General features: G+C 55.0%; 18 protein-coding genes and 1 tRNA gene. 9 read left to right on the top strand and 10 right to left on the bottom strand.

Going from position 1 to position 19,765, the window contains the following annotated elements:
* Nucleotides 1–4: 4 nt before the first annotated feature.
* The 5 genes from rpoD to ACN0YD_RS11105 all read left to right on the top strand — a co-directional run bounded on the left by rpoD (nt 5) and on the right by ACN0YD_RS11105 (nt 3,850).
* Nucleotides 5–2,062 (top strand): RNA polymerase sigma factor RpoD, encoded by a 2,058-nt coding sequence (rpoD, locus tag ACN0YD_RS11125; RefSeq protein WP_417319756.1) that lies wholly within the window; start codon nt 5–7, stop codon nt 2,060–2,062.
* A 34-nt stretch (nt 2,063–2,096) separates the two neighbouring features.
* Nucleotides 2,097–2,369, top strand: coding sequence for a hypothetical protein (locus ACN0YD_RS11120; protein ID WP_417319754.1), 273 nt, complete (start codon nt 2,097–2,099; stop codon nt 2,367–2,369).
* Nucleotides 2,370–2,449: 80 nt separating this feature from the next.
* Nucleotides 2,450–2,526 (top strand) — tRNA-Ile (locus tag ACN0YD_RS11115).
* Between the two features lie 205 nt (nt 2,527–2,731).
* A complete protein-coding gene (locus ACN0YD_RS11110) occupies nt 2,732–3,259 on the top strand; it encodes a YeeE/YedE thiosulfate transporter family protein (RefSeq protein WP_417319752.1) in 528 nt (175 codons plus the stop codon).
* Between the two features lie 18 nt (nt 3,260–3,277).
* The gene (locus tag ACN0YD_RS11105) at nt 3,278–3,850 is read left to right on the top strand and encodes a YeeE/YedE thiosulfate transporter family protein (protein WP_417319750.1); all 573 of its coding nucleotides are present in this window, start codon (nt 3,278–3,280) and stop codon (nt 3,848–3,850) included.
* A 79-nt stretch (nt 3,851–3,929) separates the two neighbouring features.
* Here the strand turns inward: ACN0YD_RS11105 and ACN0YD_RS11100 are convergent, their stop codons facing one another.
* Genes ACN0YD_RS11100 through ACN0YD_RS11085 form a run of 4 tightly spaced genes read right to left on the bottom strand, consistent with a single transcriptional unit; the run spans nt 3,930 to nt 6,324 of the window.
* Nucleotides 3,930–4,538 (bottom strand): alpha-ketoglutarate-dependent dioxygenase AlkB family protein, encoded by a 609-nt coding sequence (locus ACN0YD_RS11100; protein ID WP_417319748.1) that lies wholly within the window; start codon nt 4,536–4,538, stop codon nt 3,930–3,932.
* On the bottom strand, nt 4,517–4,762 hold the full coding sequence (locus ACN0YD_RS11095) for an Ada metal-binding domain-containing protein (protein ID WP_417319747.1): 246 nt from the start codon (nt 4,760–4,762) through the stop codon (nt 4,517–4,519). Before ACN0YD_RS11095 ends, ACN0YD_RS11100 begins: the two co-directional genes overlap by 22 nt.
* 3 nt (nt 4,763–4,765) lie before the next feature.
* Nucleotides 4,766–5,479 carry a 2OG-Fe(II) oxygenase gene (locus tag ACN0YD_RS11090; RefSeq protein ID WP_417319745.1) on the bottom strand — a complete coding sequence of 238 codons (714 nt, stop codon included), beginning with the start codon at nt 5,477–5,479 and terminating at the stop codon, nt 4,766–4,768.
* A gap of 5 nt (nt 5,480–5,484) precedes the next feature.
* On the bottom strand, nt 5,485–6,324 hold the full coding sequence (locus ACN0YD_RS11085) for a methylated-DNA--[protein]-cysteine S-methyltransferase (RefSeq protein WP_417319743.1): 840 nt from the start codon (nt 6,322–6,324) through the stop codon (nt 5,485–5,487).
* 173 nt (nt 6,325–6,497) lie between these two features.
* Between ACN0YD_RS11085 and ACN0YD_RS11080 the strand changes: the two genes are divergently transcribed.
* On the top strand, nt 6,498–6,809 hold the full coding sequence (locus tag ACN0YD_RS11080; protein WP_417319741.1) for a hypothetical protein: 312 nt from the start codon (nt 6,498–6,500) through the stop codon (nt 6,807–6,809).
* Between the two features lie 3 nt (nt 6,810–6,812).
* Here ACN0YD_RS11080 and ACN0YD_RS11075 read toward each other — a convergent pair whose 3' ends face one another.
* Nucleotides 6,813–7,040: a PaaI family thioesterase gene (locus ACN0YD_RS11075; RefSeq protein WP_417319739.1), complete on the bottom strand. Its 228-nt coding sequence runs from the start codon at nt 7,038–7,040 to the stop codon at nt 6,813–6,815.
* Nucleotides 7,041–7,371: 331 nt separating this feature from the next.
* On the opposite strand from ACN0YD_RS11075, the gene ACN0YD_RS11070 reads away from it, so the two are divergent.
* The 3 genes from ACN0YD_RS11070 to ACN0YD_RS11060 all read left to right on the top strand — a co-directional run bounded on the left by ACN0YD_RS11070 (nt 7,372) and on the right by ACN0YD_RS11060 (nt 10,801).
* Nucleotides 7,372–8,361 (top strand): DUF4062 domain-containing protein, encoded by a 990-nt coding sequence (locus ACN0YD_RS11070; RefSeq protein ID WP_417319737.1) that lies wholly within the window; start codon nt 7,372–7,374, stop codon nt 8,359–8,361.
* Nucleotides 8,362–8,534: 173 nt separating this feature from the next.
* Nucleotides 8,535–9,605, top strand: coding sequence for a saccharopine dehydrogenase (locus ACN0YD_RS11065; RefSeq protein WP_417319735.1), 1,071 nt, complete (start codon nt 8,535–8,537; stop codon nt 9,603–9,605).
* A gap of 41 nt (nt 9,606–9,646) precedes the next feature.
* On the top strand, nt 9,647–10,801 hold the full coding sequence (locus ACN0YD_RS11060) for a saccharopine dehydrogenase family protein (RefSeq protein WP_417319734.1): 1,155 nt from the start codon (nt 9,647–9,649) through the stop codon (nt 10,799–10,801).
* Nucleotide 10,802: 1 nt separating this feature from the next.
* Here the strand turns inward: ACN0YD_RS11060 and ACN0YD_RS11055 are convergent, their stop codons facing one another.
* From ACN0YD_RS11055 to ACN0YD_RS11035, 5 genes are all read right to left on the bottom strand, one after another.
* Nucleotides 10,803–12,266 carry a M20/M25/M40 family metallo-hydrolase gene (locus ACN0YD_RS11055; protein WP_417319732.1) on the bottom strand — a complete coding sequence of 488 codons (1,464 nt, stop codon included), beginning with the start codon at nt 12,264–12,266 and terminating at the stop codon, nt 10,803–10,805.
* 29 nt (nt 12,267–12,295) lie between these two features.
* Entirely contained in the window at nt 12,296–13,408 is a 1,113-nt protein-coding gene (locus ACN0YD_RS11050; protein WP_417319730.1) for a dienelactone hydrolase family protein, read from the bottom strand.
* Nucleotides 13,409–13,434: 26 nt separating this feature from the next.
* Entirely contained in the window at nt 13,435–15,684 is a 2,250-nt protein-coding gene (locus ACN0YD_RS11045; protein WP_417319728.1) for a TonB-dependent receptor, read from the bottom strand.
* A 164-nt stretch (nt 15,685–15,848) separates the two neighbouring features.
* Nucleotides 15,849–18,461 carry an ATP-binding protein gene (locus ACN0YD_RS11040; RefSeq protein ID WP_417319726.1) on the bottom strand — a complete coding sequence of 871 codons (2,613 nt, stop codon included), beginning with the start codon at nt 18,459–18,461 and terminating at the stop codon, nt 15,849–15,851.
* A gap of 157 nt (nt 18,462–18,618) precedes the next feature.
* Nucleotides 18,619–19,764 (bottom strand): alkaline phosphatase D family protein, encoded by a 1,146-nt coding sequence (locus ACN0YD_RS11035; protein WP_417319724.1) that lies wholly within the window; start codon nt 19,762–19,764, stop codon nt 18,619–18,621.
* Nucleotide 19,765 lies beyond the last annotated feature (1 nt).

Below are 19,765 nucleotides of genomic sequence, written 5' to 3'. Positions count from 1 at the left end.
ATATATGGTTGAAAAGGCATCAAAGACGACAGATAAAAACGTCGAGAAAACAGAAGATGCAACAGAAGGCCCCCTGAGCGATCCGAGCCAGGAAACCGTCAAGAAGATGATCGCCGCTGCCAAGGAGCGGGGATATATCACCTATGACGAGCTGAATGATACCTTGCCCCAGGATGAAATGTCCTCGGAACAGATCGAGGACGTCATGTCCCTGATTTCCGAAATGGGCATCAATATCATCGAGGCCGACGAGGCCGATGATGCGGCCGAGAGCGAAAAGGCTGCAAAGAAGTCCGACGAGGAGGAAGAGGAAGAGGTGGAAGCCGCCGTTCCCGAAAAGACCACGACCGATCGCACTGACGATCCGGTACGCATGTATCTGCGGGAAATGGGCAGTGTGGAACTGCTGAGCCGCGAGGGCGAGATCGCCATCGCCAAGAGGATCGAGGCCGGCCGGGAAACCATGATCGCCGGTCTGTGCGAAAGCCCGCTCACCTTCCGCGCCCTGGTCAACTGGGCCCAGCTGCTGGAGGAAGAGGAAATCCTGCTTCGGGACGTGATTGACCTGGACGCCATGTACGGTCTTGACCCGACACAGGACGGCGACGGGGACGACGAGGGCGAGGAAAAGAAAAAGCCTGCGGTCGTTGCGGAAAAAGTTGCCGAGAAAGCCCCGGAAGAGACGGAAGCTTCCCGGGACCGCGACGGTTACGGTGAAGAGGGCGAGGAAGAGGGCGAGAACGCCGAAGGCGCCGAAGAAGAGGATGAGGACGACGACGATGACGCCGAGAACAACATGTCTCTCGCGGCCATGGAGGAAGCTCTTCGTCCCGAGGTCATGGAAACCTTCTCTAAACTGCAGGCCAGCTACAAGAAGCTGGTGAAACTGCAGGACGCCCGTCACGAAGCCAGCCTGAAGACGGAAAACCTGTCCGACAGTCAGGAAAAGAAATTCCAGAAAATTTCCGTGGAACTGGCCGACGCCATCAAGGGGCTGCGTCTGAACAATGCCCGTATTGATGCGCTGCTGGAACAGCTTTACAGCCTGAACAAGCGCCTGATGGGCCTTGAAGGCAAAATGCTGCGCCTGGCTGAACGTTACAAGATCAACCGCAAGGTCTATCTGGAAAATTACCTGGGCCGGGAGCTTGAGCCGACCTGGATTGACGAAGTTAGCACTATTTCCGGACGCGGCTGGGCCGACTTTGCCGAGCGTGAGCGCGAAGTGATCACCAACATGCGCGCCCAGGTGGCCGATATCGCCCAGGAAAGCGGTCTCAATATCGGTGAATTCCGCAAGATCGTCAGCATGGTGCAGAAGGGCGAGAAGGAAGCCCGCATTGCCAAAAAGGAAATGGTGGAAGCCAACCTTCGCCTGGTGATCTCCATCGCCAAGAAATATACCAACCGCGGCCTGCAGTTCCTGGACCTGATCCAGGAAGGCAACATCGGCCTGATGAAAGCGGTGGACAAATTCGAATATCGCCGCGGTTACAAATTTTCCACCTACGCCACCTGGTGGATCAGGCAGGCCATCACCCGCTCCATCGCCGACCAGGCCCGCACCATCCGTATTCCGGTGCATATGATCGAAACCATCAACAAGCTGGTTCGCACCGGCCGCCAGATGATGCACGAGATCGGCCGGGAAGCAACCCCGGAAGAGCTCGCCTCCCGTCTCAGTATGCCGCTGGAGAAGGTGCGCAAGGTGATGAAAATCGCCAAGGAACCGATTTCTCTCGAAACCCCCATCGGCGACGAGGAGGATTCACATCTCGGCGATTTCATCGAGGACAAGAACGCCATCCTGCCGGTGGACAGCGCCATCCAGGCCAACCTGCGCGATACCACGACCCGTGTTCTCGCCAGCCTCACCCCGCGTGAGGAACGTGTGCTCAGGATGCGCTTCGGCATTGGTATGAACACCGATCATACACTGGAGGAAGTGGGCCAGCAGTTTAGCGTGACCCGCGAGCGTATCCGCCAGATCGAGGCCAAGGCGCTGCGCAAGCTGAAACATCCGAGCCGGTCCCGGAAGCTGAGAAGCTTCCTGGATACCTGAGGTTAACCCAAGGTCACTGAAAAGGGGATAGACGATGGGACCTTTTGAAATGGTGGTGGCGATCGTTCTGATTGCGGTCATCGGCGGCGTTATCAAAAACTGGCTTAAGGCCAGGGAAAACGGTGCCCGGCTTGATCTTGGCACCCTGGCCCATGACCTTGGGCTCGATGATGATTATTACTCCAAGAACCAGATCAAGCCTTACCTTGACCGTATCGAGGGGCTTGAGGAGCGCATCAAGGTCCTGGAGCGTATCGTCACCGACAAGAGCCATAATTTGTCCCGCGAAATCGACGAGCTTAAATAAATATATGGCGGGGTAAGCCGGATACACTTTCGGCTTGCTCTCATTCCCCCTGATCTGCTATTCACCATTAATCCTTTCGGGGGCCCGTAGCTCAGTTGGTTAGAGCGAACCGCTCATAACGGTTTGGTCGCAGGTTCGAGTCCTGCCGGGCCCACCATTTCCCTAATTCTCTCTCCGCCTCCCTTTGATCCGCATCAATGACGCCTGCCCCCGATCCATGCAATCCTTTGCGGGCCGGATTTCCATGACGGGGTGGAATGGAGTATACTCTCCTTTCCGGCCCATCCGGGCCTGGCCGGTTTGTAGAAATAGTTTTCCAGTTGAAAGAAACACATACAAGCCCGCAAGGGCAGGAGGGACTAATGTCGAAAATTTCCTTGAAGGACAAGGCTTGGTCGCCGTGGGTGGCCGGGATTGTCATCGGCTTGCTGCAGATACCGGCCTTCATGCTGATCAATGCAGCCTTGGGGGCGTCGTCCTCCTATATGACGGTCAGTGGCTACTTTGCCTCGCTGGTGGATCCGGCGGTGGTTCAGATGGACTATTTTTCTAAATATATTGACGGCGGGGCCAAAGACCTGTGGCAGCTTGCCCTGGTTATCGGCATTGCGCTTGGCGCTTTCCTGTCGTCGCGACTGTCCGGGGCAAGGCGCCAGCCCATTTCACCCATCTGGGCGCGGGCTCTTGGTACCACCAGCCCGGGGGTGCGATACGGCGTGGCCTTCATCGGTGGTTTCCTGATGCTGTTCGGGGCCCGGCTTGCCGGCGGTTGTACCAGCGGCCACGGTCTGTCCGGTACGGCCCAGCTTGCGGTCAGCTCCACCCTGGCGGTGGCGGCCATGTTCGCGGGCGGCATTATTACCGCCTTCATTCTTCTGCGTCGGCTTTAAACGGGAAAGGAAAACATCATGTCTGTTATATCAGCCATCCTGATCGGTCTGGTTATGGGCGCCGTCTTCGGCCTGGCTCTTGAAAAGTCCCGGGTCTTCGAGCCCGGTATGATTGTCGGCCAGATGCAGTTTAAAAACTTCATTATGCTGAAAGTCTTTCTTAGCGCCATTGCTACCAGTGCCCTGGTGCTGGCCGTACTCAACGGCATGGGACTGGTCACGCTTAGTCCCAAGGCCACCTATTACGGCGGAGTGCTTGTCGGCGGTCTGATGCTGGGGTGTGGCATTTCGCTGGCCGGGGCATGCCCGGGCACGGTGCTGGCCCAGGTAGGGGTGGGCTATCGGGACGCTCTCTTTACCCTTGTCGGCGCCCTGGTCGGGGCCACCGTGTATGGCTATATGGAACCGGCGGTCAAGGTGGCGCTGCTGAGCGAAGGGCCGGGCAAGATCACCATTGCCTCTCTCACCGGCATTGCCTATCCGGTGCTGGCGGTGGTGCTCGCCCTGATTTGCATTGTGCTGGTGGTGCTGCTGGAAAAATGGCGACCCTCGGCCGGTGAGCTCGGCCGGGATGTGGACGGGGACTTTTAGTCCCCTCATGCAGCCTTGGTCGCAGCTCATACGGAAAAGTTTAATCCCTTAGGCTTTCCTCAAATCTCCTGCTTGTGGATCACTCCACAATCAGGCGGAATGTCAGATTGATGCGGGGCCGCTGTACGGTTTTGCTGGGCGGCAGGCGGTGCAGCCAGTGGGTCTGCGTTGTGTCCTTCATCACCAGCAGGCTGCCGTGCTGCAGGAGCCGGGAAACCCTGTTTTTGGTCTTTTTGTGCCGGAAGGAAAAATTTCTTTCCGCCCCCAGGCTTAAGGAGCCGATGGCGCCGTCTTTCTTCAATGCTTTTTCGGCATCGCTGTGCCAGGCCATGCCTTCTTCGCCGCTGTGATAGAGGTTCAGCAGGCAGGAATTGAAGACCTCGCCACAGTTGTCCTCGACAAGCTGTTTGAGTTCCCTGAGTTCCCGGGTCCAGGGCAGGGCCACCTTCGTGACACCTGAATAACGATAGTCAAAGGGTTTGTCCGCATACCAGGCCACCTTGCGTTTTGTGGTGATCTCTTTACCCATGATGACGGCCCGGTCATGCTGCCAGTCGATTGTTTCCTGCAGCACATGGAAATAGCTGTCGGCGCGTTGCGGCTCCATCACCGGGCCGTAATAAAGCACGGTGCCGTCACAGGGCAGCAGATTGTCGGGTTCGCCCTTCAGGCGTTCAATGAGGTCCATTCGTCATAGTCTTTCTTCATGCAGGTGCCGCAGGGACGATAGCCGCAGTCTATAGCCTCTTTTTCATTTGTGAAGAACACACGGTTCTCCGGTTTCATGCGTTTGCCGGACGGACAGCATAATGTGCCATAGATTTTCAGTCGCCTGTTGCCGGCGAAGGTGATCCCGCCATCTTTGATTTTCTGCCTGAGGCACGCTTTGTCAATATCGCTGTGGCCAATCACGGGTCAACTCGCCGCGTCATGAAAGATCATGCCCATGGTGTGGCGCCGGCCCTCGCGCACTTCGCTTACCCCGTGCTTCATGACCGCCCGGTAATAGCCGCGCGCCCCTTTGACAGGCCGGAAGCGGGTTGTAAAGATCAGCATGTCTCCCTTGCCGGGGGTCAGGACGATGGCCCGGGATTGCGCCCGGGGTGTCTGCTGGGTCAGGACAAACTCCCCGCCGCTATAGTCGACGCCCGGCCGGTTGAGGAAAAAGGCCGCCTGTAACGGGAAATATACCTCGCCATAGAGGTCCTGGTGCAGGGTATTGAACCCGCCTGCGCCATATTTCAGGATCAACGGCGTGGGTTTCGTCTGGCCGTGACTATGGCAGGCGGTCTGCAGTTCACCCAGGCTGGCGGGAAACTCCTGGCCGGTATTCAGGATCTTCATCCAGCGGTTGGCAATGACCGCCAGCGGCGGATAGAGCGCTTCCCGCAAAGCCTGAATAACCGGCGGCAGGGGATAGTCCCAGTATTTATATTGCCCGAGCCCGAAGCGGTGGCGTTCCATCACCACGGTTTTCCGGTACCCGTCCGGATTGTCATAGCCCTCTATCAGGGCTTCGCAGAGTTCGTCAGCCAGAAACCCGGGGACATGGGCATAGCCGGTCTCGTTCAGGCAGTCGGAAATATGCTGCCAGTCCAGCAGGTCGGCCTTGTCTTTGTAATTTTCCATCGGGGTTATGACCTTCTTGCCGCTTCCCAGCCGATGATGGCGGACTTGCGGGTTTCTCCCCAGTGATAGCCGCCAAGCTCGCCGCTGTTGCGGATGACCCGGTGGCAGGGGATCAGGAAGGCGACGGGATTGTTGCCGATCGCCGTACCCACGGCCCGTGCCGCGGCCGGGCTGCCGATGTCGTTGGCGATATCGCCGTAGGTGACAAGGGACCCCAGGGGTACCTTGAGCAGGCTTTCCCAGACCTTGAGCTGGAACGGGGTGCCGGACAAATGCAGTTTGATGTCATCCAGCCGGCTCCAGTCCTTCTGGAAAATAAACAGGACGTCCTGCTGGAATTTATCGGTGATCTGGTGATAGGCGGCCTTGGGGAAGCGCCGTTTCAGCTCCGGCAGGGCCTTGTCCTCCTGTTCCGCGAAAGACATATGACAGATCCCCTTCGGCGTGGAGGCGACGATAAGCTTCCCGAAGGGGCTTTCGGCCACACTGTAGTTGATGGCCAGGCCTTCGCCGCCGTGCTTGTATTCGCCCGGGGTCATGCCCTCGATACGGACAAACAGGTCGTGCAGGCGGCTTGTGCCGGACAGGCCGGTCTCATAAGCGGTGTCCAGCAGGCTGACAGTGCGGTCCTGAAGCAGGGACTTGGCATATTCCAGGCTGAGATACTGCATGAATTTTTTGGGGCTCACCCCGGCCCAGGCCGTAAACAGTTTCTGGAAATGAAAGGGGCTGAGCTGCACCACGGCAGCAATTTCCTCCAGGGACGGCTGATCATGCAAGTTTTCCCTGATATACAGAATGGCTTTTTCAATACGGGCGTAATCTATCTCTTTTTGATCCGTCATCACTCAAATCCTTCCGATGAATTATGCTGTTTTGCAGATTGAGCGCCATAATTGTGCATAATTTCCGTTCCGGCGACCCGATTCTTGCGATGTGGAGGGGAAAATGGAAATTGTCCTTGTCGCCATCGGATCGAGTTTGTCACAATGAGAGGATGAAACAAAGGGAGGTCCATATGAAATGCGTGACGCTGGTGCGTTTTAGCCCGAAGGAAAAACGCCCGTCCGGGGAATATAAAAAATTCCTCGAAAGCATCATGCCTGTTTACGCGTCGGCAGAGGGGCTCCGGCATAAATATTTCACCGTATCCGAGAACGGGGAGGCGGTCGGCGTCTATGAATGGACCTCCCGCGAGCTCGCCGAGGCATTCCATAATGCCGACTGGGACAGGATGATGCAGGGCATGGCCACGGCGCACAGTGTCGAATATCTCACCGTTCGGGCCGAACTGGACAATGATGCGGGCGGGTTCGAGTTTTACGGCTAGGGTTCAGACCCTGACATTGACCATGGTCGCCTGCATGAGCGCCACCGTCTTGCGGCTTTCCCCGGAAATGGCACCGGCATGCAGGTAGCCCTGCTGCTGGCCGAGCTTTTTGTCATAGGAAAGCTCGATCTGCACTTCGCCGTTCTTCACGGACAGAAGCCTGGCGCCCAGGGTTTCCATCATGCCCTGCAGCTTGAAACTGTCTTCGATTTTTTGATGAAGGTCTGTCATGGAAAAATGCCCTGTTCAGGATTGGGGAAAGCCGGTCCGCCCGGTACAATTATTATGATGCGGCGGTTATAGCACAGGGGGGAGATGGTTTTTAAGGGTGTTTGTGAGTTAATTGGGGAGGAAGATTTCTCACCGTCCGCGCCGAGCTCGATAATGTAGTGGGGAGCTTTTAGTTTTAAGGGTGGGGCTGCTTGGTTAATTTGCAAATTAATCCGTTAGAGCTTCTGTTCGCAATCTTGGGATTTCTCTTTGTACTTTTTTACAACCCATTGTTATAATTGTTTGTTGATTTTGAATTAGTCCTCAACAACTTGGTTCTTAGGGAAAATAGTTGGAAAAGAGATATCAGGTATTTGTTAGTTCTACATATGCTGATCTGAAAGAAGAAAGGCAGCATGTAACTCAAACGTTGATGGAGATGGATTGTATTCCAGCTGGAATGGAATTGTTTCCAGCGGCAGATGAAGAGCAATGGGAATTTATTAAGAAAATTATTGATGATTGTGACTATTACCTATTGATCGTTGGTGGCCGGTATGGATCCCTTACTAACGAAGGCATTAGTTACACAGAAAAGGAGTTTGATTACGCGGTTGAAAAGGGCCTTAAGGTAGTTGCTTTGTTGCACGAAAATCCAGATAAAATTTCAGTGGATAAATCTGATATTGACCCTGAATTGAGGGAGAAGTTGCAAGCGTTCAGAGACAAAGTTTCAGATGGTCGTCTTGTTAAATTCTGGAGCGATGTTAAGGATCTTCCTGGGTTGGTTTCGCTGAGTTTGACAAAAACTATCAAGACCTTTCCTGCTACAGGATGGGTAAGGGCCTCTATTATTTCTAATGAGGAATTACTAACTGAATTGAATCAACTGAGAAAAGAAAATTCGGCACTAAATGAGAAAGTTGCAAGTATCATTCCTCCAGAACCGATTCATTATGAGGGGTTAGCGGGGCTGGAGGATATATTTGAACTCTACGGTAACTATACGACGGATTACGGAAGAAAGAGATGGTCTGTTAAAATAACGTGGGGAGAAATTTTCGCAATAATATCTCCTTATTTAATCAAGAATCCTAATGAAAATATAGTGAAGCATGTTTTGAAGGAAGGCGCTTTAGCGCGTACAAATATTGGTGGATCGTCTCAAACGCTTGACGATCAAGTTTTTCAGACTGTTACTGTGCAGCTAGTTGCTTTGGGGCTGGTAGAAACAAAGTATGCGCAAACTACAAAAGGTGACATGGCTCTTTTTTGGAATTTTACGCCTAAAGGCCAAAAATTGATGTTTGAGCTGCGTACAGTGCAAGCGACCGGCGAGTAATATCTATTGATCCATGTAATACACATCGCCGGAAAAAACCGCTAAATCCACGCATTATGCCGATCATTTCGACGGTTCGGGGGTATGAATCGGCAGTCAATTGACGGAAAATCGTTCCATAAGGGCCAAAAGGCCCGCGTCCAGTCTGGGGATAAAAAGAAGGAACGATTGCAATGTCCAAATTCACCATCTGGCTTCGGGACGAGGACCGGTCGACCGAACGGCGTACGCCGCTTCTGCCCTCCGGCGCGAAGGAGCTTATCGATATTGGGTATAATGTGGTGGTGGAGCGCTCGACCAAGCGCATATTCCCGGACAGCGACTATGAGGCCGCAGGCTGCCGGATGGCGGAGCCCGGAAGCTGGGCGGGTGCCCCGGCCGACTTCACCATTCTCGGGCTTAAGGAACTGCCCCGCACGCCGGAAGTCCTGAAAAACAACCATATCTATTTCGCCCATGCCTTCAAGCATCAGAACGGCTGGCAGAACCTGCTGGGCCGCTTCATGAATGGCGGCGGGCGTATTCTGGACCTGGAATATATGGTCGACGGCAGCGGCCGCCGGGTCGCCGCCTTCGGCTACTGGGCCGGTTATATGGGCGCCGCACTTGGCCTGATGCAGTGGTATGACAAAAAGGCGGGCCGTCCGGGTCTGTCCAAATTGCACCCCTGGGACAATGCCGAGCTGCTGGACGAGCAGATCCGGGAGCGCAAGGCCGACGGCCCGAGCCCGAAAGTTCTGGTCATCGGGGCGGGCGGGCGCAGCGGAAAAGGCGCCTGCGAGCTTCTGGAACGTCACGGTGTCGAAGTCACCCGCTGGGGCCGGGCGGAAACCCGTGATCTTGACCGCAAGGCGATCCTTGACCATGACATCCTGATCAACTGCGTTTTTGTCTCCGACAGCATTCCGCCGTTTGTGCGCCTCAAGGACCTGGAAAAGAATGACCGGCTCAGTGTGATTTCCGATGTCTCCTGTGATCCGCTCAGCAGCTATAACCCGCTGCCGATTTATGAGGCGCCCACAAGCTGGGACAATCCGGTGGTGAAAGCGGGCCTTAACGGCGGCGCCATCGACCTGATCGCCATTGACAATCTGCCATCGCTGCTGCCCCGGGAAGCCAGCATCGAATTCGCCGGCCTGTTATTGCCTTATCTCAAGGCGGTGGATAAGCTGGAGGCGAACCCTGTCTGGCGGGCGGCGCTGGGGGCCTTTGATGACGCCTGCAACAGCTTGCCTGTTTGTTAATTCCTGGCTGACCTGACATCTGAATATTATCCGAGGTATATATGACTCCATCACCTGCTTTTCACTGGGTTGGCGCCGGACTTTCTTCCGGCCCCGGCATTGTTGCCCTTGCCCGGAAATATAACAATCTGACAGTCTGGGACATGAGCCCGGACCGGGTAGAGGAACTTTCCCGCCTTGGAGGGACAGATATCGCCTATGCCCCGCTCAACCTGGAGGACGAGCATCTGGTGGAGGATTTCCTCGATGCCCTGCATCGCGGTGATGTGGTGGTGTCCATGCTGCCCGCGACACTGCATGTGGAGCTCGCGGAACTGGTCATGGGCCGGGGCTGCCATGTGGTGACTTCAAGCTATGTGTCACCGGAAATGCAGGCGCTTGAAGCGCGGGCAAAAGAGGCCGGTGTGGCGCTGGTCAACGAGGTGGGGCTTGACCCGGGCATTGACCATCTGTTTGCCCATCTGGTGGTCGAGGCGGCCAACAAGGCCGGGCTCATGGGCAAAGGATATCCGATGCGCTTTGTCTCCTACTGCGGTGGCATACCGGCAGAACCGGATGCCTTTACCTATAAATTCAGCTGGACCCCGCTTGGCGTACTGACGGCGCTGAAGAACCAGGCCCGTTTCCTTGCGGACGGCGCCGAACAGGTGGTTAACAAAGCCTGGGAAGCGGTCAGTGATCTCGGCATTGCCGGGGAGACCTTTGAAGTTTATCCCAACCGCAACAGCCTGCCTTACATTGAGGAATATGGCCTGGCGGCGGAAAAGGCGCTTGGCGAATTCGTGCGCGGCACCCTGCGCCTTGGCGGCTGGAAAGAGGCCTGGGCGGATATTTTCGAACAGGTGGAAAACGCCGATATGGCGACGCTGAAAGAGCTTTCCGGCAAACTTCATGCCGAACATAGCTATGGCGAGGGTGAGGAAGACCGGGTGGTGCTTTATGTGGCGCTTGAGGTGGAGACGCCCGAGGGGCCCTGGCGGGCCTCACTGGCGCTGGATGAGAAAGGTTCCGGCTGGCAGACGGCCATGGCCCGCACGGTTTCCCTGACGGTGGCGCGGGCGGCCCGGAGCGTGCTCAAAGGCGATTTTGCGCCCGGCGTTCATGCGGCCATCAGTGATCCGGACCTGTGCCGGACATGGCTTGCCGATCTCAAGGCGGAAGGGCTCAATACCCGGGCGGAAAATATCGCGCTCTGAGTTATTGCATCCCGTCCATATTGCCGATCAGCCGGACATAGAATTCAATCATTTTGGCATAATCGCTGACGGCGATCCGCTCGTCCCGTCCGTGATAGGTGGGGCGCAGGTCCGGTGTGATATGCACATACTGGAAACGATAGGTGTTGTCCGTGACGCCAACCAGAAACCGGCTGTCGGTGGCGCCGGTGACAAGTTGCGGGGTGGTGGCCATTTCCTCATCTCCCGCCGTTTCCAGGATGCTCCTGCGGATCAGCTTGAAGGCCGCGCCTTCCGGGTCAGATACGGGGGAGGGTTCCGAGACACCGCCTTTCTCGAGCTTGATGTTGGGATCATTGATGATTTCCGCCACCTGACGCATGACATCGTCGCTTGTTTCCCCCGGGATGATGCGGAAATTGACAACGGCCGAGGCCATGGGCGGGATCACATTGGATTTTTCTCCGGCCCTGAGGATGGTGGGCGCCGTGGTGGTGCGCATGAAGGGCGCCATGGTGCTATCGGAAGCAAGGCCTTTCTCCAGCAGGGGGCCAAGGATATCGATGTTGTGTATCGCCGCCTTCAGCCCATAAGGCATGTAATATTTCAGGTTTTCCCCCAGCATGCGGACATACATCATCTGTGTGGGCAGGGGATTGTCATATAGTTTGGTCAGCGCGCGGGAGAGCCGTTCGATGCTGCTGCCCGCATCCGGCATGCTGGAATGGCCGCCTTCGCCGCTGGCGGTCAGTTTCATGTCCATATAACCCTTTTCCGCGATGCCGATCATGGCGACGGGGATGTCCATACCCGGCATCAGACCGTCGGAAATGACCATGCCTTCATCCAGAACGAACTCCAGCCTGATGTCCCGGTCGGCAAAATATCTGGCGGCGGTGGCGGCGCCGCCCTCGGGGTTGCCGCGTTCTTCATCATGGCCGAACAGGAAATAGAGGGTTCTTTCCGGCTGGTGCCCCCGGGCGAGAAGGCTTTCGGCTGCTTCCAGCTGGGCCATCATGCCGCCCTTGTCGTCCAGCGCCCCCCGGCCCCAGAGATGGCCGTCTGCGATCACTCCCTCGAAAGGCGGATGCTGCCAGAGTTCCGGATTGAGCACCGGCACCACATCCATGTGGTTCATCAGCAGAGCCGGTTTCAGGGTCTCATCACGTCCCGGCCATTTGAAAAGCAGGCTGTGGCCGGCCAGAACCTGTTTTTCCAGCTTGCTGTGCACCAGCGGGAAACTCTGTTCCAGGAAAGCATGAAAATCACGGAAGGCCTGTGGGTCAAAATCAACCGGATTTTCCGGGGAGACGGTTTTGATGCGAACGGCGGCGCTGAGGCGCGCAAGGGTCTGGTCCTGAGGCGGCAGATCAATGGCTGCGGCGCTGGTCTTTTGCTGCTCCGGCGGCTCCAGAAACAGCGGTGGAATGGCCAGCCAGGCGACGAACAGAAGGAGGGCACCCCCCAGAAGATAACGTTTTTTCATTGTTTTTCCCCGTTGAAATCGGGGGAAGTCTACTCTTTCTGCAGATGCATTTCCACATATTGCAGCAAAAGCCTGCGGGCGATCAGGGCGCTGTTGTCGTCCCGGCCCATGATGTAACCCTCGCTCATGCAGCTCTTGCGCATGGCTGCCACCATTTCCCGGCGTACCTCGATCCGTTCTGTACGGGGTGCCTCAAGCGGGGCCTCAAGTGTCATATCGCCGATGGTCCAGCGGCCGTCCCTGTCCAATGTCAATTCACAGGGGCCCACATTCAGGGTGGGAATGAACCTGCGCCGGTGGGCGAATTCCCAGGCATGACCGGCGCCGATGATCCTGGCGCTATCAACCGGGCTTCCGGCCTGTCTAAGGGCCTTTTCCCGGGCGGCGCAGGTTTCCGGGTTGTTGGAGGCGTCATCCGTGCCGCGGACGCTGATATAGGGCGCGCCGGTAGTTTTCCGGGTGTTCAGGTCTGTATGGCAGGGGCCGTAAAAATCAATATGAACGGCGAAGGGCGGTACATCATCTCCCAGGATGTCATACATGCGTTTGTCTATGGCGGCCCGGGTGGCCATGCCGCCATAGGAGAATCCCAACAGGCCGATCCTGTCGTGCCGGATGGCGGGGTGATTGTTCAGGAATCTGAGGGCCGCATAGGCGTCTGTCATGATATCCACATGGCTCAAGGCCAGGACCCGGGTCAGGTAGGGGGTGTTCTGGTCAAGGCCGCGCGCCGCGAAGGAATGAATGACAAAGGCGGCAATTCCCCTGGACTGCAGCAGTTTCGCATAAGCCACTTCCCGGCGCTCGCGGATATCGCCGCTGCCGTGCAGGATGATGATCGCCGGCACGGGGCTGTCGGCAGAGGCCGTCTCCGGTAGATAGAAGTCGCCCCGGACCGTCATGGGATATGGCCGGGCCTGTTGGGCAAAAAGCCAGCGGAAGTCGCTGGGGGTCTGGGAGGGGAAATAGAGTGTTCCGCTGTCATTTTCCGACAGCCTATCCCGGGGTGCGGGATAGGCCGGAAAGTCGGGAACAACCATATCCGGTTCGGTTGTCGTCTCTGCCGAGACAGAAATTGATAATAAGCATATCGCCGCGAGAACCGTTGTTCCGCGGATCAGAATCCGTTTCAGGGTTTTCATAATAGTATTTGCCAGTTTATCCCGGTTTAAAAGTTCCAGATAAGCTCGACACCATAGATTCTTGGATCATTCGGGGTACTGACAATGGTGCCGAAGAAGTCACGCGTACTATCAATGCTTTGTTGCTGATCAAACAGGTTCCGAACCCAGGCGTATATCTCCCAGGTTTCATTTTCCGATAATAGGCCCGCCCGGGCGTTGACCAGGGTCAGGGCCTCCACTTCACCGAAGGGCACGACGCTCATATCGGCCAATGTAGCCGTGCTGAAATTGTCTTCAGTGGTATAGAAGCTGCCCGTATGGGTGACTTCCGCCCGAAGCAGCAGTCGGGCTTCAAGCCCGGTCAGGGGGGTTTCATACTGGGCGCTGGCAGCAAAGGTGATTTCCGGGGCCCGGATCAGGTCGTTGCCGGAAACGTCAGCTCCGCCGGCTCCGCCGCCCGGGAAGCTGTCAAATGTGGCATCCAGAAGACCCAGGGCACCCTGCAGCTCAAGGCCGTCCAGCGGTCGCCAGGTGACTTCCGCTTCTATGCCTTTGGTTTCCACTTTGGCGGCGTTGCGGATACTGATGGAGGTAAAGCCGCCACCGATATCTATAAACTGATTGACCTGATAGTCGTCATAATTGGCCAGAAAGGCCGATAGATTGACGATCAGGCGATTGTCCAGCAGAGCGCTCTTGAAACCGATCTCATAGCTGTTCACGGTTTCCTTGCCGTACTCCAGCCCTTCGATGAAATCCGGTGCGCGGACATAGTCCAGGTTATAGCCGCCGCTCTTGAAGCCGCTGCCGTAGCTGGCAAAGACATTCATGTTGTCTGAAAGGGCATAGGACAGGCTGGCGCGGGCCGAGACATAGTCATCTGATCTGTCATCAACCACCTGGTTTGTGGCAATCAGGAAGATGCCGGAATCATCGCCATTGAGCGACCAGTTCACGTCCTTTTTCTCGTAAGTATAGCGTCCGCCCACATTCAGGGTCAGGCGTTCCGTGATGTCATAGTTCAGGTCTGCATAGGCGGCATAGCTGTTGGTGGTCAGCTCCCCGATGTTGTAAACGGTCGTACCGGGCACATTGCCAAGGAGAAACGAGTGTTCACCGTTGGTCACAATCCTGTCGGTGTCTGCCGATTGATGGTAATAATAAAGGCCGGCCACATAGGTCAGCGGAGCACTATCCGGAGAGGTCAGCTGCAGTTCCTGGGTGAATTGTTGATAGTGGTCGAAATAGTCGATAAAGACCAGGTCCAGCGATGAATAGTCAGTGTCATTCCGGTAATGGATCTTGTTGTCGCGATAGGCTGTAATGGATTTCAGGGCATGATCATCTGCGAAACGATAGTTTATGGTCATGCTGCCGCCGTAAAGGTCCCTTGTTTCGAAGGGATTGACATTAAAGCTGACTTCGCGCTCCTCGGGGGCGATCATGTCCTTTGTGGTTCCCAGTGTATCGCTGAGGTTTTCTCCGAGAAAGGCCAGATGGTCACTGTTCAGACCGTCAAATGAAAAATTGATTTCCAGGTCTTCACTGGCATCTATGGCAAGTTGCGCCCGGTAGGCAAGGGAATCCCGCTCGTTCAGACGGTCGCTGTTGTAAATATTCAGCACAGTACCGTTCCTGCTCTGATGCAGGACGGAAAACTTGCTTCGGACGTTGTCGCTGATGGGGATGGATATGCCACCGTTCAGTTCCAGTGTACCCATTGACCCAATGGATGTCGCCACCCGTCCTCCGAGTTCGTCTGCCGGCTGTTTTGAGACAAGACTGATGGCGCCGGCCACATTGTTTTTGCCAAACAGGGTGCCTTGCGGACCACGCAGGATTTCAATGCGTTCCAGATCGATCAGTTCCTGATTGATGGCCGGCGACTGTCCCAGATAAACGCCGTCAAGATAGATGCCGACGCGAGTATCGAAGCCGATATTCCGGCTATTTGCCCCCACGCCGCGGATGGTGATCTGGGAGTTGAAATCATTGGTTGCACTCACCAGTACATTGGGAATGAAGTCGGCAATTTCCCGAAGCTGGTTAATACCGGTCTGTTGTATGTTGTCGGCATTGAAGGCTGAGATGGAGATGGGAACATCCGACAGGCTCTGCGCTCTCTTCTGAGAGGTGACGACGATTTCTTCATAGACGGTTTCATCGGCCGCTTGAGCGTAAAGCGGGGGGCAGGCGGTTGTGGCAACAAACAAAGACAAAAACAGTCCTTTGCTCAACACATTCAACCCGGAGTTCGGAGTTGCTGACATGGCATCACCATCAAATTTGTTCATGGTCAAATTCCCAAAAATAATACTATTAAACTAACTACTGTGGAAAGAAATACCCGGGTACAGGATGTTTGATTTAGTTAATTATTGACTCCTGTAACTACATGAAAAAGAAAGAATATTTGAAAGATTCTAGACCAGTTTCAAAGAAGAGTAAAGGGCTGCCTTTATGATACCCTGCTCTTTGCGGGTTTTTGCAATACATTTCTGATTTCGCTGGCCAGGAGTTTCAGGTCAACGGGCTTGGCGACATATCCGGCCATTCCCTGCAGAAGGAATCTTTCGCGATCCCCGTCCAGCGAATGCGCCGTCAGGGCTATGGCAGGGACATGAACTGCCCAGTCGCCAAGACAGCGAATCTCGGCAAGGGTTTGCGGTCCATCCTTGTCGGGCATGCTGATATCCAGAAGCAACAGATCAAAGGGGGCGGCTTTGGCTTCCATTGTCTTACGCACAATATCGATTGCCTCCTGTCCGCCGCTCGCCATGGCGGTTTCCATCTTCAGGGACTGGCACATTTTTTCAATGATCATGCGGTTGATCTGGTTATCATCCACAGCCAGAATCTTCAGATCAGGTGGAACATCCTGGTCCTGCCGCTTCCTGCTGTTGGCATTTGCGGGCGCTTTGGCGATGTCCAGTACAAATTCGACAGTGAAGATGGAGCCCTGATCGACCATGCTTTCCGCGCGTATGGTCCCGGACATCAACTCGACCAACTGATGACAGATGGCCAGTCCCAGCCCGGTTCCCTGATATTTATGTTCATGATGGGCAGTGACTTGTTCGAAACGGTCGAACAATCGCGGCAGATCTTCTTCGGAAATACCAATACCCGTATCGCGGACAGACAGAACGGCCCGGACAGTCCCATTTTTCAGGTCTTCCATGGCAAGACTGACCGCAATCTGTCCGTCTTCAGTGAACTTGATGGCGTTACCGACCAGATTGAGCAGAATTTGACGGTAGGCCTTGGCGTCGATCTTGACCCAGAAGGAGCTTGAGTTGCTGACATCACCGGCCAGTTCCAGTTTTTTGTTTTCCGCCTGGATGGCAAGTCCCTTGAGAATATCTGCCGTGACCTCGCCGAGATTGACGCTGCTGTTGTGGAGCTGAAGTTTGCCGGCCTCAAGCCGGGTCAGGTCAAGGATATCATTGATCAGGTCAAGCAGGATGCGTGACGAATGTTCCGCCGTTTCGACATAATGTCTTGTCTGGTCGTCCAGATTTCTTTTTTCCAGAATGTCCAGGATACCGATGATGCCGTTCAGGGGAGTTCTTATTTCGTGGCTCATATTGGCCAGGAAGGCGGATTTGGCCCGGTTGGCCCGCTCGGCCTCTTTTTTAGCTTTGTTCAGATCTGTTGTCCGTTTTTCCACCTTGTCTTCGAGGGACTGGAACAAGCTTTTGAGCTGAAGCGCCATGGCGTTGAAGTCATTGGCCAGTCCGCCTATTTCATCTGACCGGCCGGTAAGTTTGCTCAGTTCCTCGTTGTCCTCGAGATCGATGAACCTGCCCAGGGCAATCTGGTTGCTGGTTTCTGCCAGTTCGGAAACCGGCCGTACAATTGTGTTTTTGACCACAAAGTAAATCACGCCCGAGGTGGCCAGAATGGCAAAGAGTCCGATCAGAAGAAGACCGAAGGCAATGGTAAAGGCGTGGTCGGAAACCATTCTTGCGGGCAGGGAGGTCAGAAAATACCAGCCTGGTCCTTCGATATAGCCTGCCGAAATATATTCACCATATTCCCGGTTATCGATCAGAAAGACCTTTTTCTTTCCGTGTTCCCGGACTTTCTGGAATACGGCTTTCATATAGTCATTGGAAGATGTGGGAATATCAAGATGCCGGATCAGTGACTGGTCGCCCTGGTAAGTAATATCTGGATGAGCGATCAGTTTTCCCTGGTCGGTTATAATCATGTTTCTGGCTTCCGGGAGTCTCTCGAGTATGGCATGGTCGAGAAGCTCGTTCAGGAGAATGCTGCTGCCCCATGCCCCGATATGTTTACCGTTAATATCCATGGGGGTCATACAACCGGTTGTCCATGTTTTGTCTGTCTGGTCATAGATAATCGGCTGCAGGCTGGTGCATTGTGTGGTCCTGCCGGGATTATTTTCCGGCAGGGTAATCTGGTTTACTTCCTCGTTGTAGTAGTTAAAATCCGCAGGAGCATCCTGCCTGTAGAACAGGAGCTTGTCCTCCCGATCGGGCGCCAGGATAAGCAATTTGTTGTCCGGCGTGAAAAAATAGAAATTGGAGAAACGGGCAAGGTTCGTATAGCCAAAATCGCGAACGATATAAAAAACTGTCAGGAGGTTTTTTTTGTCATTCAGAGAGAGGTCCCTACCGTCCGAGATAAAGGCGCCAAACCCCCGCACCGGGACATTGTCCGCCAGCTTCATGCCGTCAAACAGCAACGGATTGCTACGTCTTGTGCCGTCAGGCATCAGGGGGAAAAGCTGATCAAAACGTTCTTCCAGGTCGGTGGGGGCAGGATCATCCAGGCGGCGGATAAACTCTGCCCTGGCGCTTTCATGAAGCTGGCGAATGTCGTCAAACAGACGGCTTTCCCTGTCTATACGCTGCTCCATATAGGACCGGAGACCATCCAGCAATTCATCCTCGTAATTATTTCTGACAAGGTAGAAGGAGATGCTGCACACAAGAATGGTGATGGCCAGAATGGGCGGTACGGCTTTTGCAATGGCATTATGTGCCAGCGAGCCTCTCGCTTCCCTATGGCCTTGTTGTATATTTTTATTCTTGCGCTTTGACAAGGTAGTGGAATCCCGTCGCAGAAACCGAAGATCGGCAGGGGGCAGGACCACCTTCCGATTTATTTATTATATACAGATATATTGATATATCAGAAAAATAACCATTCGGTTAACAGTAATTCCTGATGCTGGTCCGGAAGCTATGTAATCTGGGCGCTTATTCAGCCGCAACGCGGTGCCAGCCGCCCCGCAGATCGCCCAGGGCAATTGTATGCTGCAGGACCATTTCCCCGTTTGCATTTCTGATTTCAGCCGTGATTTGCGGGTCCGGCAGGTTCCAGTCTATTTGGATCAGGCCGAAGTTGGCCTGGTCATAATACATATTGTTAAAGCGGAACCGGTTGGGGTTGATGCCGGGATACATTTTAGCCTGCAGGCCGCTCGAGGAAAAATCCCAGATCGGATAGGGCGCCTTTTCCCGGGAGGCCACAGGCAGCATGGAAAATTCACCCCGATGGATATCTCCGCTGATGAACAGCACGCCATCGGTGCGGGTTTTTTCGATCAGCCGGATCAGGCGGGTACGTTCATGGGGAAACTGGGCCCAGCCCTCCCAGCCCGAGGTGGCGGCGACAAACTGTATGCCGCTGCCGATGATTTTCAGTTCGGCCGGCACCTTCAGTTCTTCTTCCAGCCATTTCCATTGTGTGTCGCTCATGATCCGGGCACTGGGGTCAAGATTGGGCAGGAAGGGGCCGAGGCCCGCCACATTGCGGTGTTGTTGGTGATAACTATCTGTGCTGAAGTCATAAGGGGTGTCGTCGCGTTCATAGCGCAAATCGGGCAGGATGATATGGATGCGGCGGCCTTTCGGACCAAACAGATAGGAGGTATAGATGCCGCCGTCGCGGGTGCGCCGTTCACTGTCCCGGGGTTCATCAAAGAAATCCAGAAAGATCTGTTTGGCCTGTTTTTTCATGACATAGTTTTTGCCGCCGTCATTGGTGCCGTAATCGTGATCATCCCAGATACCGATCATCCGGGTTTTTTCCCGGAAGGCCCGAAACGTATCTTGCCTGGCCAATAAGTCATAATCACCGGCCATTTTGTCTGCAATCTCCGTGTTGGCGTAAACGGTGTCGCCAAGGAAAACAAATAGATCGGGATCAAGGGCGGAGATTTTATCCCAGATGGGTTGTTCCTGTTCCTGCTGGGCACAGGAGCCGAAGGCAATCAGGTTCAGCTGCTGGCCGGAGACGTTTCGTTCCGGCAGGGCAAGGGCCTGCAATGGCAAGGAGGAAAAGGTTCCGGCTGCAAGAAGTGAGGCTGCGCACCGGTGAAACTGTCTTCTGGAAATCTGCATG

The organism is Emcibacter sp. (genome assembly GCF_048269205.1).
Classification (GTDB): Bacteria; Pseudomonadota; Alphaproteobacteria; order Sphingomonadales; family Emcibacteraceae; genus Emcibacter.
This window is presented reverse-complemented; position numbering and strand designations above follow the sequence as displayed.

What these genes read in the sequence shown, in the direction of transcription:
- ACN0YD_RS11110 (WP_417319752.1), top strand. Translation starts at nt 2,732, where the DNA reads ATGTCGAAAATTTCCTTGAAGGACAAGGCTTGGTCGCCGTGGGTGGCC.
- ACN0YD_RS11105 (WP_417319750.1), top strand. Translation starts at nt 3,278, where the DNA reads ATGTCTGTTATATCAGCCATCCTGATCGGTCTGGTTATGGGCGCCGTC.
- ACN0YD_RS11045 (WP_417319728.1), bottom strand. Translation starts at nt 15,684, where the DNA reads ATGAACAAATTTGATGGTGATGCCATGTCAGCAACTCCGAACTCCGGG.
- ACN0YD_RS11050 (WP_417319730.1), bottom strand. Translation starts at nt 13,408, where the DNA reads ATGAAAACCCTGAAACGGATTCTGATCCGCGGAACAACGGTTCTCGCG.
- ACN0YD_RS11060 (WP_417319734.1), top strand. Translation starts at nt 9,647, where the DNA reads ATGACTCCATCACCTGCTTTTCACTGGGTTGGCGCCGGACTTTCTTCC.
- ACN0YD_RS11035 (WP_417319724.1), bottom strand. Translation starts at nt 19,764, where the DNA reads ATGCAGATTTCCAGAAGACAGTTTCACCGGTGCGCAGCCTCACTTCTT.
- rpoD (WP_417319756.1), top strand. Translation starts at nt 5, where the DNA reads ATGGTTGAAAAGGCATCAAAGACGACAGATAAAAACGTCGAGAAAACA.
- ACN0YD_RS11065 (WP_417319735.1), top strand. Translation starts at nt 8,535, where the DNA reads ATGTCCAAATTCACCATCTGGCTTCGGGACGAGGACCGGTCGACCGAA.
- ACN0YD_RS11100 (WP_417319748.1), bottom strand. Translation starts at nt 4,538, where the DNA reads ATGGACCTCATTGAACGCCTGAAGGGCGAACCCGACAATCTGCTGCCC.
- ACN0YD_RS11075 (WP_417319739.1), bottom strand. Translation starts at nt 7,040, where the DNA reads ATGACAGACCTTCATCAAAAAATCGAAGACAGTTTCAAGCTGCAGGGC.
- ACN0YD_RS11055 (WP_417319732.1), bottom strand. Translation starts at nt 12,266, where the DNA reads ATGAAAAAACGTTATCTTCTGGGGGGTGCCCTCCTTCTGTTCGTCGCC.
- ACN0YD_RS11080 (WP_417319741.1), top strand. Translation starts at nt 6,498, where the DNA reads ATGAAATGCGTGACGCTGGTGCGTTTTAGCCCGAAGGAAAAACGCCCG.
- ACN0YD_RS11085 (WP_417319743.1), bottom strand. Translation starts at nt 6,324, where the DNA reads ATGACGGATCAAAAAGAGATAGATTACGCCCGTATTGAAAAAGCCATT.
- ACN0YD_RS11120 (WP_417319754.1), top strand. Translation starts at nt 2,097, where the DNA reads ATGGGACCTTTTGAAATGGTGGTGGCGATCGTTCTGATTGCGGTCATC.
- ACN0YD_RS11090 (WP_417319745.1), bottom strand. Translation starts at nt 5,479, where the DNA reads ATGGAAAATTACAAAGACAAGGCCGACCTGCTGGACTGGCAGCATATT.